Genomic DNA, 14,255 nt, shown 5'->3' on the forward strand with positions numbered 1-14,255 from the left:
CCCACGGAGATTTCCATGCCCCTTCGTTTCGGCATCCTCGTATTCCCCGACGTCCAACAACTCGACCTCACCGGCCCATACGAAGTCCTGGCATCCGCCAAGGATGCCGAGGTGGAACTGATCTGGAAGGATCGCAACCCGGTGATGTCGTCGACGCACCTCTCCCTCACCCCGACGGCGACCTTTGACGATTGCCGGCCCCTCGACGTGCTGTGCATTCCTGGCGGGGGCGGGGTCAACGCGCTGCTGGAGGACCAGACAGTCCTCGATTTCGTGTGGGAGCGCGCGGGGCAGGTGCGCTACATCACCTCCGTTTGCAGCGGTGCCCTGGTGCTTGGGGCGGCCGGACTGCTGAGGGGCAAGCGCGCGACCACGCACTGGTATGCGCATGATTTCCTCGAGGAGTTCGGAGCGATCCCGGTCGACGAGCGTATCGTCGAAGACGGCAAGCTCATCACCGCCGGCGGTGTCACTTCCGGGATCGATTTCGGCCTGGCGCTGGTTGCGAGGCTGCTTGGACAGGAGGAGGCCGAGATCGTGCAGCTCTCGCTCGAATACGCCCCGGCTCCTCCCTTTCGGTCCGGCACGCCCGCCGAGGCGTCGCCTGCGGTGCTGGCGCAGGCAAAAAAGCGCCTCTCTGGTTCGAGGCGGGTTCGCGAGGCAATCTTCGCTCGCTGGCGCGAGGCTCGCGCCGCCGCTGCGCCGGCGCGCATCCACGGCTGAAGCAGCAAGGCCGAAGGTGCATCCCCTGGCCCTTCGGCCTTGCTGCGTTTCCACTGTTGACAGGTCCCTTCGTCTGTGCAGAAATTGGTTGGACCATTGAACCACTTCGGTAATAGCCCCGGTGACCGAATTCAGCCTTCCGCCGATCCAGACGACGGCCCGCGACGACGCGGTGCTGAAGGCGTTGGCCGGCTTCGTCATGCGCGAGAAGCTGGAACCCGGTGAGAGGCTGCCGACCGAACGCATCCTCGCTGAGCGTCTGAAGGTCAGCCGCAACACGGTGCGCGAGGCGCTGACGCGCTGGGAAGGGCTTGGCCTGGTCGAGCGCCGGCAGGGCTCGGGCACCTATCTCAAGGCCGCCGTCTCGCTCGACATGCTGCACATGCCGCTGACGCTTGCCGGCGGCAATGATTTCACCGGCCTGATGCGCACGCTGGAAATCCGCCGCGCGCTGGAAGCGGAAGCCGCCGCCCTTTGCGCCATTCGTGCCGACAAGGACGACCTCGCCGAGATCGAGCGCAAGCTCGACATCATGGAGGAAGAGTTTCTCAGCCGCGCCGGCATGTCGTCGGAAGAGGACTGGGAATTCCATCAGGCGATCTACCGCGCCTGCGGCAATCCGCTGTTCGAGCAGATTATCGCCGCCATGCACGAACTGTTCCACCGCTTCTGGGAACATCCGCTCGGCGTGCGCGATTTCGGCCACGCAAGCTTTCCCTACCACCGCACCATGTTCGACTGCATCGCCGCGCACGATCCGGAAGGCGCCCGGGCCGAAGCGCTGAAGCTGATCGCCACGGTCGAGGACGATTTGAAGCGCGGCGCCGCCAACCTCAAACTTTCGGTCCGCACATGAACGAGCACAGCTTCGACCCAGGCATTTCCGGCAGCGACTATCTCGCCGAGGCGGCGACGCTTCTGGCGCATGACGGCCCGTTCCCCGGCAATGCGGTGGTGCCGCCGATCTACCAGACCTCGCTGTTCACCTTCGCCAGCTATGCCGACATGGCCGACACCTTTGCCGGGCGCAGGAAACAGCCGATCTATTCGCGCGGCGACAATCCGACGGTGATGGAATTCGAGTCGCGCGTCGCAGCGCTTGAAGGTGCTGAAGCCGCACGTGGTTTTTCGAGCGGCATGGCTGCGATCAGCGCGACGTTGCTGGCTTTCGTCGGCGCAGGCGAACGCATCCTTGCGGTGCGCAATTGCTATGGCGACGCCTACCGACTGTTCGAGCGGCTGTTTCCGCGCCTGCATATCAAGGTCGACTATGTCGACGGCTCCGATCCGGATGCGGTGGCCGCGGCACTTCCCGGTGCGAAACTGCTCTATCTGGAAAGCCCGACCTCGATGATGTTCGAGCTGCAGGATCTCGAGCATCTGACGCGGCTGGCGAAAGAGCAGGGCATCGTCACCACCATCGACAATTCCTGGGCCACGCCGGTGTTCCAGAAGCCGATCCTGCACGGCGTCGATCTGGTGCTGCATTCCGCCTCGAAATATCTCGGCGGTCACAGCGACACCGTCGCCGGCGTGGTGGCTGGCTCGGCCGCTCACATCAAGCATGTCAACGACCAGACCTATTCGCAGCTCGGCGCAAAGCTGTCGCCTTTCGAAGGCTGGCTCTTGGTGCGCGGCCTGCGCACGCTGCCGCTGAGACTGCCGCATCACATGAAGAGCGGGCTCATCATCGCCGAGCGCTTGAAGGCGCATGACAAGGTCGAGCGGGTCAATCATCCCGCCTATTCCAACCATCCCGGCAAGAAGACGCTTGCCGGCTATGCCGGGCTGTTCTCCTTCGAGGTGACGGAGGATGTCGACATTCCCGCTTTCGTCGATGCGCTGAAATTTTTCCGCATCGGCGTCAGCTGGGGCGGTCATGAAAGCCTGGTCGTGCCGGCAAAGGCCTCGCTCGAGCAGACACCGGGTCTCAATTCGATGGCGCGCTTCGGCGTCAGCCCCCGAACCATCCGCTTCAATGTCGGATTGGAAAGCGTCGAAGACCTCTGGGCCGACATCGGCCAGGCCTTCGACAAAGCAAAAAAATGACTGGGTTCAAAATGGGAGTTCTGAACATGAAACGACTGAGCATCATGCTTGCCACCGCTGCCGGCCTGGCGATGTCCGCCAGCGGCGCGCTGGCCGATACCACCCTCAAGCTGGTCGAGGTCATCACCAGCCCGCAGCGCACCGAATTCCTGAAGAAGCAGATTGCCGAGTTCGAGGCCGCCAATGCCGGCGTCAAGGTCGAGGTGGTCTCGCTGCCCTGGGGGCAGGCCTTCGAGAAATTCCTCACCATGGTGCAGGCCGGCGATACGCCCGACATCGTCGAGATGCCGGAGCGCTGGATGGGCCTGTACGCCACCAACGGCCAGCTCGAGGATCTCGGCCCTTACATGGCCAAATGGGACGACGCCAAGACGCTGGGCGACCGCGCCAAGCAATTCGGCTCGACCGTCAACAACACCCAGTTCATGATCCCGTACGGCTACTATGTGAATGCGCTGTTCTGGAACAAGAAGCTGTTCAAGGAGGCCGGTCTCGACGGCCCGCCGGCGACGCTCGACGACTTCATCGCCGACTCCAAGAAGATCTCCGCCATTCCGGGCAAGTACGGCTACTGCCTGCGCGGTGGCCCGGGCGCCTTCAACGGCATGCACATGTTCATGAACATCGCCGCTGGCAAGGGCGGCTACTTCAACGAGGACGGCACCTCGACCATCAACGAGGAGGGCTCGGTCAAGGGCCTGCAGATGCTGGCCGACATGTACAAGGACGGGCTGGCGCCCAAGGATGCGGTGAGCTGGGGCTTTAACGAGACCGTCACCGGCTTCTATTCCGGCACCTGCGCCATGCTCAACCAGGATCCGGATGCGCTGATCGGCATTGCCGACAAGATGAGTGCCGACGATTTTGCCGTGGCGCCGCTGCCTGTGGGGCCAAGCGGCAAATCCTATCCGACGCTGGGCTATGCCGGCTGGGCGATGTTCGCCAATTCGCAGCACAAGGACGATGCCTGGAAGCTGATGGCGATGCTGTTGTCGCCCAAGGACAATCTCGAATGGGCCAAGGAAGTCGGCGTCGTGCCGATCCACAATGGCGCCGACCAGGATGCCCACTTCAAGACGGAGCAGTTCAAAGGCTGGTTCACCGAACTCAGCGACACTTCCAAATATGAAATGGTGACGCCGCCGACACATCTGGAGAACCTCGGCAATTTCGTCGACCAGGTGGCGATCAAGAATTTCCAGGAAGTGCTGCTCGGCCAGAAGTCGGCCAAGGACGTTGCCGATCAATGGGCCGCGTTCCTGACCAAGGAACAGCAGGACTGGCTGGCCAAGAACAAGAAGTAGTTCTTCCACCTCTCCCCGTTTACGGTGAGAAGGTGGCCCGAATGCATGTCGCCCAAAAGTGCGTAGCGGTTTTGGGGCAACGACATGCACAGACAGGCCCGGATGAGGGGCAGCGCGAGCACCCCAAGGCTGGCGCCGCCCCTCATCTGCCTGCCCGTCCTCCGCAGCAGCTGCGCTGCAGCTACGGAGGGTGGACCGGCATCTTCCTCGTGAGCGGGTAGGACGCTTGTCGCCAATCCCGGCGCTCCTCCAGGAGACGATTTAGCACCCAATGACCTACGCCGTGTCCGAAATACGATCCGCCGGCCGGCCGCGAAAGAAGCGGCTGACGCATGCAGCAATCGAGCCCTGGCTTTATCTTTCGCCGGCGATCGTTCTGCTGGTCGTGGTGCTGCTGGTGCCGCTGATCATCGGCATCAGCTATTCGTTCCGGAAGTTCTCCGCCTTCAAATCCGAATATGTCGGTCTAGGCCAGTATCAGGCGATGCTGACCGACCAGGTGCTGGGGCAGGCGCTGGTCAACACGCTGTGGTGGACCGTCGCCAGCCTGTTCTTCCAGTTCTTCCTCGGCCTGGGTCTGGCGTTGCTGCTCGACAAACCGTTTGTCGGGCGCAAGTTCGTGCAGGCGGTGGTGTTCCTGCCCTGGGCGGTGCCATCTTTCCTGTCGGGCCTGACCTGGGCGTGGCTGTTCAATCCGATCATCGGACCACTGCCGCATTGGCTCTTCACGCTCGGGCTCACGGCCGAGCCGACCAATGTGCTGTCCGATCCGGCGACCGCCATGTGGGGGCCGATCATCGCCAACATCTGGTTCGGCATTCCGTTCTTCGCCATCACGCTGCTGGCGGCGCTGAAGTCGATCCCGTCGGAACTGCATGAGGCGGCCGCAATCGACGGCGCTTCGCCCTGGCAGCGCTTCACCAAGGTGACGCTGCCGTTCCTGGCGCCGACCATCGTCATCACCGTCATGCTGCGTACGATCTGGATCGCCACCTTCGCCGATCTGATCTTTGTCATGACCGAGGGCGGGCCGGCAGGCTCGACCAGCACGGTGCCGGTCTACATCTATGTCAGTGCCTTCAAGTCGCTGGACAAGGGCTATGCCTCCGCGGTGGCGGTGCTGCTCTTGATCTTGCTGATCGCCTATGCGATCGCGCTGATCGCCATCCGCCGCTTGCTGGTGAGGCACGTCTGATGATTGCCGGACGCTCCACCTCCTCGCGCATCTTCAGCGGCATCGGCCTCTACGCGGCGATTGCCGCCTATATGATCTTTGCGCTGTTTCCGATCTTCTGGACGCTGAAGATTTCGGTAACGCCGGAGCGGCTGCTCTATTCCGAGGGCATCACGCTGTGGCCGTCGCAGACCACCTTCCGCAACTTCATCACTGTCCTGGAAGCCTCTGACTTCCCCCGCTATTTCCTCAACAGCGTTATCGTCTCGGTGTCGACGGCGGCCCTGGTGACAGTCATCGCCACGCTCGCCGGCTACGCCATGTCGCGCTTCACCTTTCGCGGCAAGGCAACGCTGGCGATCATGCTTTTGCTGACGCAAACCTTCCCGCTGGTGATGGTCATTCCGCCGATCTACCGCGTCATGGGCGAGCTTGGCCTGACCAACAGTCTGGTTGGTCTGATCATCATCTACACCGCCTTCAACACCGCCTTCGCCACCTTTCTGATGCAGTCCTTCTTCGACGGCATTCCGAAGGATCTGGAGGAAGCGGCGATGATCGACGGCTGCACGCGGGCGCAGGCGATGCGCAAGGTGATCGTGCCGCTGACCTTGCCCGGCATGGGCGCCACGCTTGGCTTCGTCTTCACCGCCGCCTGGAGCGAATTGCTGTTCGCGCTGATGCTCATTTCCAGCGACGACCAGAAGACCTTTGCCGTCGGCCTGCTCACCTATATCGGCAAGTTCGCCGTCGACTGGGGGCAGATGATGGCGGCGTCGATCCTGGCGCTGATCCCGGTCTGCATCTTCTTCGCCTTCCTGCAACGCTATCTCGTCACCGGCCTCACCGCCGGCGCGGTCAAAGGATAATCGATGGCTTCCGTCACGCTGCAAAACGTCGAGAAGGACTACGGTTCGCTGCGCATCCTGCACGGCGTCGACCTCGAAATCGCCGATGGCGAGTTCGTCGTGCTGGTCGGCCCGTCCGGCTGCGGCAAGTCGACCCTTTTGCGCATGATTGCCGGGCTGGAGGAAGTGTCGGGCGGCGAGATCCATATCGGCGATCGGCTGGTCAACGATGTCGCGCCGAAGGACCGCGATATTGCCATGGTGTTCCAGTCCTACGCGCTCTATCCGCACATGGACGTGTCGTCGAACATGGGCTTCAGCCTGCTTTTGAAGAAGGCGGAGAAGACGACGATCGACGGCAGGGTAGGGGCGGCGGCCAAGCGGCTCGGCCTCGACAGTTTTCTCGGCCGTCTGCCCAGGCAACTGTCCGGCGGCCAGCGCCAGCGCGTCGCCATGGGCCGCGCCATCGTGCGCGATCCCAAAGTGTTCCTGTTCGACGAACCGCTCAGCAATCTCGACGCCAAATTGCGCGTCCATATGCGCGCCGAGATCAAGGCGCTGCACCAGCAGCTCAAGACCACATCGGTCTATGTCACCCACGACCAGATCGAAGCCATGACTATGGCCGACCGCATCGTCGTCATGCATGACGGTTACGTCCAGCAGGTCGGCCATCCGCTCGAACTCTACGATCGGCCGATCAACACTTTTGTGGCCGGCTTCATCGGCTCGCCCGGCATGAATTTCTTTCCGGCGACAGTCGCCAAGGGCGGCAAGGTGGATGCGGTGCTGGCCGACGGCCAGAAGCTGAGATTGCCTGATGGCTTGCCATCGAAGGATGGCGATGTGCTCACCGTCGGGCTACGGCCGGAGCACATCCAGCTTGCCGACGATGGTCCGCTCAAGGCAGAAGTCGAGGTGGTCGAGCCGCTCGGCCTGTCGACGCAGTTCTATGTCCGGCTCGCCAACCAGCTGGTTTGTGTCTTCGTCATGGGACGCAGCACTATCCGACCGCGCGATACGGTGCGGCTGTCTGCCGATCCGGCGGCGCTGCATCTGTTCGATCCCGCAAGCGGCAACCGCATCGGGTAATCCTATCGAAGGCTGCCCAGGCTGGCATACATGCCGGTGGTACGGAACTGCGTCGGGTTGATGCCGTAGAGCCGGCGGAAGACTTTCGAGAAATAGTTGGCGTCCTCGAAGCCGCACAGGATGGCGACCTCCTTGACCGGCAGGAAATCGGCTTTGGTTAGCAGCTTCGCCGCCCGCTGCAGCCGCTGCTGCAGCACGAACTCGGCTGGCGGAATGCCTTCGCTCTCGGCGAAGCAGCGCGAGAAATGGGCGCGGCTGAGGCCGCTGATCTGGACGAGCTCGGCCACGGGCAAGGGCTTGTCGAGATTGGCGTTGATATGATCGATGACCGGCTGCATGACGCTCTGTTTCTCAGTGAAGGCGTGCGAGCCGAAGACATCGTCGTAAAGCGCCATCGCCGCCTCATAGGCGATTGCCGAAGCAGCGCCAGGCGAAGCGCCGCCCTTGATCAGGCGCAGGCTGCAATCGGCGAGATGATCGATCGTCTCCGGCTGCAGCCGAAACACCGGGCCGGAGACGCTGAGTATGGATTTGTGGACGCGCAGCGCCTCCTCGCCATTCATCGAGATCCAGAAATATTCCCAGCGGTCGCCCTTCTCCAGCCAGTAGCGATGGTTGTGCGGCACCAGCACCAGCAGCGTGTCGTTGGCCTGCAGGCGGTAGTTGCGGTTCTCGTAGCGCAGCTGGCCGGTGCCGCTGATCGTGTGCTGCAGCACGGTGAACGGTGTCTGGCCGCGCTTGCGCCCATCCCAGTCATAGGTCACGCCCTCGCGTACTTCATAGCCGGTGCTGGTCGGCATGGCATGCAGGCGCTGGCGGCCGCGCGGCAGCGAGATGGTGCGCATCAACTGTCCGTTGGCGATCAGATCATGCAGCACAAAATTACCCTCGAAAGCATAATCGTTCTCTGGCCGCGCCCTGGAATAACGGCATAATCCAAATCCTGAGAACGCGAAAGACCCGCGGTCGAGGAGCGGGCGGGGAGGAGAACGAGCCGGAATTCCGGCTCGAATGGCATGCGCGCCGAGGCGAGCCGCCATTCCCTTTCCTGTTGCTCCTTACCCGGCATTCGAATGCATCGAGGTGAGGTGATGAGTTTCAAAATCGCTATTATCGGCGCCGGCAGCGTCGGCTTCACCAAGAAGCTGTTCACCGACATTTTGTGCGTCCCGGAATTCAGCGACATCGAATTCGCGCTGACCGATCTCAGCGAACACAATCTGCAAATGATCAAGGCGATCCTCGACCGCATCGTCGAGGCCAACAAGCTGCCGACCAGGGTGACGGCGACGACCGACCGCCGCAAGGCGCTGGAAGGCGCGCGCTACGTCATCAGCTGCGTGCGGGTGGGCGGGCTCGAAGCCTATGCCGACGATATCCGCATTCCCTTGAAATATGGCATCGACCAGTGCGTCGGTGACACGATTTGCGCCGGGGGCATCCTCTACGGCCAGCGCAACATCCCGGTCATCCTCGACTTCTGCAAGGATATATTGGAGATCGCCGAGCCAGGCGCCAAATTCCTCAACTATGCCAACCCGATGGCGATGAACACCTGGGCGGCGATCGAATATGGCAAGGTCGATACGGTCGGCCTCTGCCACGGTGTCCAGCACGGCGCCGAACAGATCGCCGAAGTGCTCGGCGCCAAGTCGCACAGCGAACTCGATTATGTCTGCTCCGGTATCAACCACCAGACCTGGTTCATCGATTTGCGGCTCAACGGCCGCAAGATCGGCAAGGACGAACTGGTGGCTGCCTTCGAGGCGCATCCGGTCTATTCGCAGCAGGAAAAGCTGCGCATCGACGTGCTGAAGCGCTTCGGCGTCTACTCCACCGAAAGCAACGGTCATCTCTCCGAATATCTGCCCTGGTATCGCAAGCGGCCGGACGAAATCACCCGCTGGATCGACATGTCCGACTGGATCCATGGCGAGACCGGCGGCTATCTTCGCTACTCCACGGAAACCCGCAACTGGTTCGAGACGGAATTTCCGCAATTCCTCGAAGCGGCGTCGAAGCCGCTCGACGTATCGAAGCGCTCGAACGAGCATGCCAGCCATATTCTCGAAGCGCTGGAGACGAACCGCGTCTATCGCGGCCACTTCAACGTCAAGAACACCGGCATCATCACCAATCTGCCGCAGGACGCGATCATCGAATCGCCCGGTTTCGTCGATCGCTTCGGCATCAACATGGCGTCAGGCATCACGCTGCCGGAAGCCTGCGCGGCCACCTGCATGGCTTCGATCAACGTTCAGCGCATGTCGGTGCATGCGGCTGTTACGGGCGACATTGACCTGCTCAAGCTCGCGGTGCTGCACGATCCGCTGGTGGGTGCGGTGTCGACGCCGGAAGAGGTCTGGCAGATGGTCGACGAGATGGTCGTCGCCCAGGCGCGTTGGCTGCCGCAATACGCCGATGCCGTGCCGGCCGCCAAGGAGCGGCTTTCGAAATCGATGGTGAAAACCCGCGACTGGGCGGGTGCGGCGCGGCGCAAAGTGCGCTCGATCGAGGAACTGCGCGCCGAAAAAACGGCCCTGAAACAGGCCGGCTGAGAATGCTGGCAGGCGGACAGCGGGAGGCCGGTTCGCCAATCAGCCGTCATGAATAGATGCGGGCAGCAGCAGACGTCGAAACATCTGGGAGGAACACAATGAGGAACTTTCGTGGAATTGGCATTCTCGCCGGTCGAAGAATTGGCATTCTCGCCGGGCGAAGAATTGGCATTCTCGCCGGGCGAAGAATTGGCATTCTCGCCGGGCTGGCGCTGAGCGTCTCGGCATTGGCGCTTGGCAGTGCATACGCGTCCGAGCCGACCACGCCGCCGGCGCCGGCGGCGTTTCCCGCCGAGGGCAAGATCAAATACGTCGCCCGCGATTCCATCCTGGAGTTCAAGGCGCTGCCCGAATATCACGAGCCCGAGTGGGTCACCGAGAAATACGTCAAGACTGGCAAGCTGCCGCCGGTCAAGGATCGCCTGCCGAAGGAGCCGCTGGTGTTCAAGACCGGCAACATGCCGGACGGCATCGGCGTTTATGGCGACACCATGCGCCACGTCATTGGCGGCCGGCCGGAAGGCTGGAATTATGGCGCCGGCCAGACCCAAGGATGGGGCGGCATCGACATCGGCCTTTCGGAATGCCTGACGCGCACCGCGCCTTTGTTCCAGGTCGAGGCCAAGGACACCGAGCCGCTGCCCAACCTCGCCAGGAGCTGGGACTGGTCGAAGGATGGCCACACGCTGACCATGCACCTGGTCGAAGGCGCCAAATGGTCTGACGGCGTTGCCTTCAATGCCGACGATGTCATGTTCTACTGGGACGATGAGGTCGTCGACCCCAATGTCTCGCCGTTGAACGGCGCCACAGCGGAAACCTTCGGTGTCGGCACGACGCTGAAGAAGGTCGACGATTACACCGTCGAGTGGACCTTCAAGGACGCTTTCCCCAAACAGTATCTCTACGCCATGGCCTATGGCACCTTCTGCCCCGGCCCAGCGCATATCCTCAAGCCGCAGCATCCGAAGTACTCGAAGAATACCTACGAGCAGTTCAAGAACGCGTTCCCGCCGGAATATATGAACATTCCGGTGATGGGCGCCTGGGTGCCGGTGGAGTATAGGCCCGACGACATCATCGTCTTGCGCCGCAATCCCTACTACTGGAAGGTCGACGAGAAGGGCAACCAGCTGCCCTATCTCAACGAACTGCACTACAAGCTGTCGACCTGGGCCGACCGCGACGTGCAGGCGGTGGCAGGGGCCGCCGACTTCTCCAACCTCGAGCAGCCGGAGAATTTCGTCGCTTCGCTGAAGCGAGCGGCGGACAAGGACGCGCCGGCCCGGCTCGCCTTTGGCCCGCGCCTGATCGGCTACAATCTGCGCATGAACTTTTCCGCCAATGGCTGGGGCAATCCCGACGAACGCGGCCAGGCGATCCGCGAGCTCAACCGCAATGAGGACTTCCGCAAGGGCATCACCATGGCGCTCGACCGCAAGGCGCTCGGCGACTCGCTGGTCAAGGGGCCGTTCACCGCCATCTACCCCGGTGGCTTTTCCTCGGGCACCAGCTTCTATGACCGCAACTCGACCGTCTACTATCCCTTCGACATCGAGGGCGCCAAGGCGGAACTGGCCAAGGCTGGTCTCAAGGATACGGATGGCGACGGCTTCGTGAACTTCCCGGCCGGGACCGCCGGCGGCAAGAATGTCGAGATCGTGATGCTGGTCAACAATGACTACGGCACTGACAAGAGCCTCGCCGAAGGCGTCGTCGGCCAGATGGAAAAGCTTGGCATCAGGGTCGTGCTCAACGGCCTCAACGGCACCCAGCGTGATGCCTCGCAATATTCCGGCCGCTTCGACTGGCTGATCAGGCGCAACGAGCAGGAGCTGACTTCCGTCGTGCAGAATACCGTGCAACTCGCGCCCGTCGGACCCAAGACCAGCTGGGATCACCGCGCGCCCGAAAGCGGCGTGGTCGACCTGATGCCGTTCGAAAAGGAGCTTGTCGACATCGTCAACAAGTTCGTCTCCTCGTCAGACAATGACGAGCGCGCCAGCCTGATGAAGACGTTCCAGAAGATCTCGACGGAGCATGTCTACAATATCGGACTGACCGAATATCCCGGCGCCCTGATCATCAACAAGCGCTTCTCCAACATCCCGCAGGGAACGCCGATCTTCATGTTCAACTGGGCCGAGGATTCGATCGTGCGCGAACGCGTCTTCGTCGCCGCCGACAAGCAGCAGAAATACGAACTCTTTCCCGACCAGCTTCCCGGCAAGCCCGGCGACAAGGGTCCGACGAACTGAGTTTCCTCCCTTGGCTGACGCCCGGCCGCGCTGCGCGCGCGGCCGGGACGGAGTAAGGTCAGCGGCAACAGATTAGATCCAAGGAGGAGAAACGGTCCGATGCTGCGATTCCTGGCCATGCGCATAGCATCGGCGGTGCCGGTCATGGTCATCCTGAGCCTGGTCACCTTTGCCATCATCCAGGCGCCGCCGGGCGACTATGCCGACTATATCCGTTCGCAGCTCATCAACCAGGGCGGGGCGTCTTTTGCCGAAGCCGACGCGCAGGCGCAGGCCTATCGGGTCGAGCACGGCCTCGATAAACCGCTGCCCGTCCAGTACCTGAACTGGGTCGCCGGCATCATCACCCGCGGCGATTTCGGCTACAGCCTCTATTACAACAAGCCGGTCGCCGCAGTGGTCGGCGAGCGGCTGCCGCGCACGCTGCTGCTGGCATTGGTCTGCCATCTGCTGGCGTCGGTGCTCGGCATCACCTTCGGCATCTGGGCGGCGACCAGGCAATACACATGGATCGACTCGGTGCTGTCGGCCATCTCCTTCCTCGGCATGACGGTGCCGCGCTTCCTGATGGCGCTGATCATCGTCTATCTCCTGGTCTTCCAGTTCAACGTGTCGGAGATCGGCAGCTTCTTCTCGCCGCAATATGGCGGCGCGCCGTGGTCGTGGGCGAAATTCGCCGACCTCGTCAAGCATGTCTGGCCGGTGGTGGCGATCGCCACCTTCGGCGGGCTCGCCTACAATATGCGCGTCATGCGCGGCAATCTGCTCGATACGCTGAACGCGCAATATGTCGAGACGGCCAAGGCCAAGGGCCTGACCGGCAGCGCCGTCGTCATGCGCCATGCCGTGCCCAACGCACTGCACCCGCTCATCATGTATCAGGGCGTGGTGCTGCCCTACATGCTGACCGGCGAGATCGAGACGGCGATCATCTTTGCGCTGCCGACGGTCGGGCCCGCCATCGTCGGCTCGATGGCGGTCGGCGACGTTTATGTCACGGCGACCTTCATGATGGTGCTGTCGGCAACGCTGATCGTCGGCAACATCATCGCCGACATGCTGCTCGCGCTGCTCGATCCGCGCGTACGCCAGTTCAGGGAGAGCTAGATGCTGGCGCGTGACCCATCCCCGCCGCCGCCCCCGGCTGAAGCAACCGCGATTGCGACCCCACGCGGCAATGAGAGCTATATGGCGCTGGTCTGGCGCCGGCTGAGGCGCTCCTGGACCGGCATGGCCGGGCTGATCCTGGTCGTGCTTCTGGTGCTGATGGCGCTGTTCGCCGATTTCTTCGCGCCGATGGACCCCAAGGTGACCGATGTCGCTTTCGCCCCGCCGCAAGTGATGAGTTTTCACGACAGAGACGGGAATTTCGTGCTCCAGCCGCGGGTCTATGCGCTGGCGGATTCTGCAGACCTCGACCCGGTCACCTTCCAGCCGGTCGTCGGGCCGGATTACGAGCATCCGCGCCTGCTCGGCTTCTTCGTCAAGGGCGCCGACTACCGGCTGCTTGGCCTGATCCCCGCCAACCGGCATTTCTTCGCTTCGGCCGACGGCCAGCCGGTGCATTTTCTCGGCACCGACAAATTCGGCCGCGATGTGTTGTCGCGCGCCATCCAGGGCTCGCGCGTCTCGCTGATGATCGCGATGACGGTGGTGTTCATCATCACCGTCATCGGCACCACGGTCGGCATGGTCTCGGGCTATTTCGGCGGCCGCTTCGACGTCTGGATGCAGCGCTTTGTCGAGCTGGTGCTCGCCTTCCCGCAATTGCCGCTCTATCTTGCGCTGACGACGCTGATCCCGGTGACCGCGCCGACCAACGTCTTCCTCGCCTTCGTCATCATCGTCATGTCGGCGCTGGGCTGGGCGCAGATGTCGCGCGAGGTGCGCGGCAAGACGCTGGCGCTGGCGCGGATCGACTATGTGCGCGCTGCCATGGCGGTTGGCGCCACCGACATGCGTATCATCATGCAGCACATTTTCCCCAATGTGATGAGCCACGTCATCGTCGCCGTGACGATCGCGATCCCGACGGTGGTACTGCTCGAAGCCTTTCTCGGCTTCCTCGGCTTCGCCGTGAAACCGCCGCTGATCTCATGGGGGCTGATGCTGCAGGACACGGCTACCTATTCGGTCATCGGCACCTATCCGTGGATCCTGTCGCCGGTCGGCTTCGTGCTGATCACCGTCTTTGCCTTCAACGCGCTGGGCGACGGCCTGCGCGATGCCGTCGATCCCTATTGAGGTGG

12 protein-coding genes are annotated in these 14,255 nt (G+C 62.5%); 11 read left to right on the top strand and 1 reads right to left on the bottom strand.

The window, feature by feature from the left end; translation table 11 throughout:
• The first annotated feature begins 15 nt into the window (after positions 1-15).
• The 7 genes from X726_RS163335 (at position 16) to ugpC (ending at position 7,190) form a co-directional block, all read left to right on the top strand.
• Positions 16-723 carry a DJ-1/PfpI family protein gene (locus tag X726_RS163335; RefSeq protein WP_023668123.1) on the top strand — a complete coding sequence of 236 codons (708 nt, stop codon included), beginning with the start codon at positions 16-18 and terminating at the stop codon, positions 721-723.
• Between the two features lie 121 nt (positions 724-844).
• Positions 845-1,579 carry a FadR/GntR family transcriptional regulator gene (locus tag X726_RS163330; RefSeq protein WP_023668124.1) on the top strand — a complete coding sequence of 245 codons (735 nt, stop codon included), beginning with the start codon at positions 845-847 and terminating at the stop codon, positions 1,577-1,579.
• Positions 1,576-2,772 carry a PLP-dependent transferase gene (locus X726_RS163325; protein WP_023668125.1) on the top strand — a complete coding sequence of 399 codons (1,197 nt, stop codon included), beginning with the start codon at positions 1,576-1,578 and terminating at the stop codon, positions 2,770-2,772. The genes X726_RS163330 and X726_RS163325 overlap by 4 nt, the downstream gene beginning before the upstream one ends.
• Before the next feature lie 26 nt (positions 2,773-2,798).
• A complete protein-coding gene (locus X726_RS163320; RefSeq protein WP_023668126.1) occupies positions 2,799-4,076 on the top strand; it encodes a sugar ABC transporter substrate-binding protein in 1,278 nt (425 codons plus the stop codon).
• A gap of 271 nt (positions 4,077-4,347) precedes the next feature.
• A complete protein-coding gene (locus tag X726_RS163315; protein WP_023668127.1) occupies positions 4,348-5,271 on the top strand; it encodes a sugar ABC transporter permease in 924 nt (307 codons plus the stop codon).
• Positions 5,271-6,119, top strand: a complete 849-nt coding sequence (locus X726_RS163310) for a carbohydrate ABC transporter permease (RefSeq protein WP_023668128.1) — start codon at positions 5,271-5,273, stop codon at positions 6,117-6,119. Before X726_RS163315 ends, X726_RS163310 begins: the two co-directional genes overlap by 1 nt.
• Positions 6,120-6,122: 3 nt before the next feature.
• Positions 6,123-7,190, top strand: a complete 1,068-nt coding sequence (gene ugpC / locus X726_RS163305) for a sn-glycerol-3-phosphate ABC transporter ATP-binding protein UgpC (RefSeq protein WP_023668129.1) — start codon at positions 6,123-6,125, stop codon at positions 7,188-7,190.
• Positions 7,191-7,192: 2 nt separating this feature from the next.
• Here ugpC and X726_RS163300 read toward each other — a convergent pair whose 3' ends face one another.
• The gene (locus X726_RS163300) at positions 7,193-8,068 is read right to left on the bottom strand and encodes an AraC family transcriptional regulator (protein ID WP_023668130.1); all 876 of its coding nucleotides are present in this window, start codon (positions 8,066-8,068) and stop codon (positions 7,193-7,195) included.
• 213 nt (positions 8,069-8,281) lie between these two features.
• On the opposite strand from X726_RS163300, the gene X726_RS163290 reads away from it, so the two are divergent.
• The 4 genes from X726_RS163290 to X726_RS163275 all read left to right on the top strand — a co-directional run bounded on the left by X726_RS163290 (position 8,282) and on the right by X726_RS163275 (position 14,250).
• Complete coding sequence (locus X726_RS163290) at positions 8,282-9,748, top strand: alpha-glucosidase/alpha-galactosidase (RefSeq protein WP_023668132.1); 1,467 nt, start codon at positions 8,282-8,284, stop codon at positions 9,746-9,748.
• 170 nt (positions 9,749-9,918) lie between these two features.
• Positions 9,919-12,006, top strand: coding sequence for an ABC transporter substrate-binding protein (locus X726_RS163285; RefSeq protein ID WP_031198399.1), 2,088 nt, complete (start codon positions 9,919-9,921; stop codon positions 12,004-12,006).
• Between the two features lie 99 nt (positions 12,007-12,105).
• Positions 12,106-13,113 carry an ABC transporter permease gene (locus tag X726_RS163280; RefSeq protein ID WP_023668135.1) on the top strand — a complete coding sequence of 336 codons (1,008 nt, stop codon included), beginning with the start codon at positions 12,106-12,108 and terminating at the stop codon, positions 13,111-13,113.
• On the top strand, positions 13,114-14,250 hold the full coding sequence (locus X726_RS163275) for an ABC transporter permease (protein WP_031214626.1): 1,137 nt from the start codon (positions 13,114-13,116) through the stop codon (positions 14,248-14,250). It begins immediately after the preceding gene.
• The last annotated feature ends 5 nt before the right edge of the window (positions 14,251-14,255 follow it).

The sequence above is a fragment of the Mesorhizobium sp. LSJC285A00 genome (assembly GCF_000503155.1).
Classification (GTDB): domain Bacteria; phylum Pseudomonadota; class Alphaproteobacteria; order Rhizobiales; family Rhizobiaceae; genus Mesorhizobium.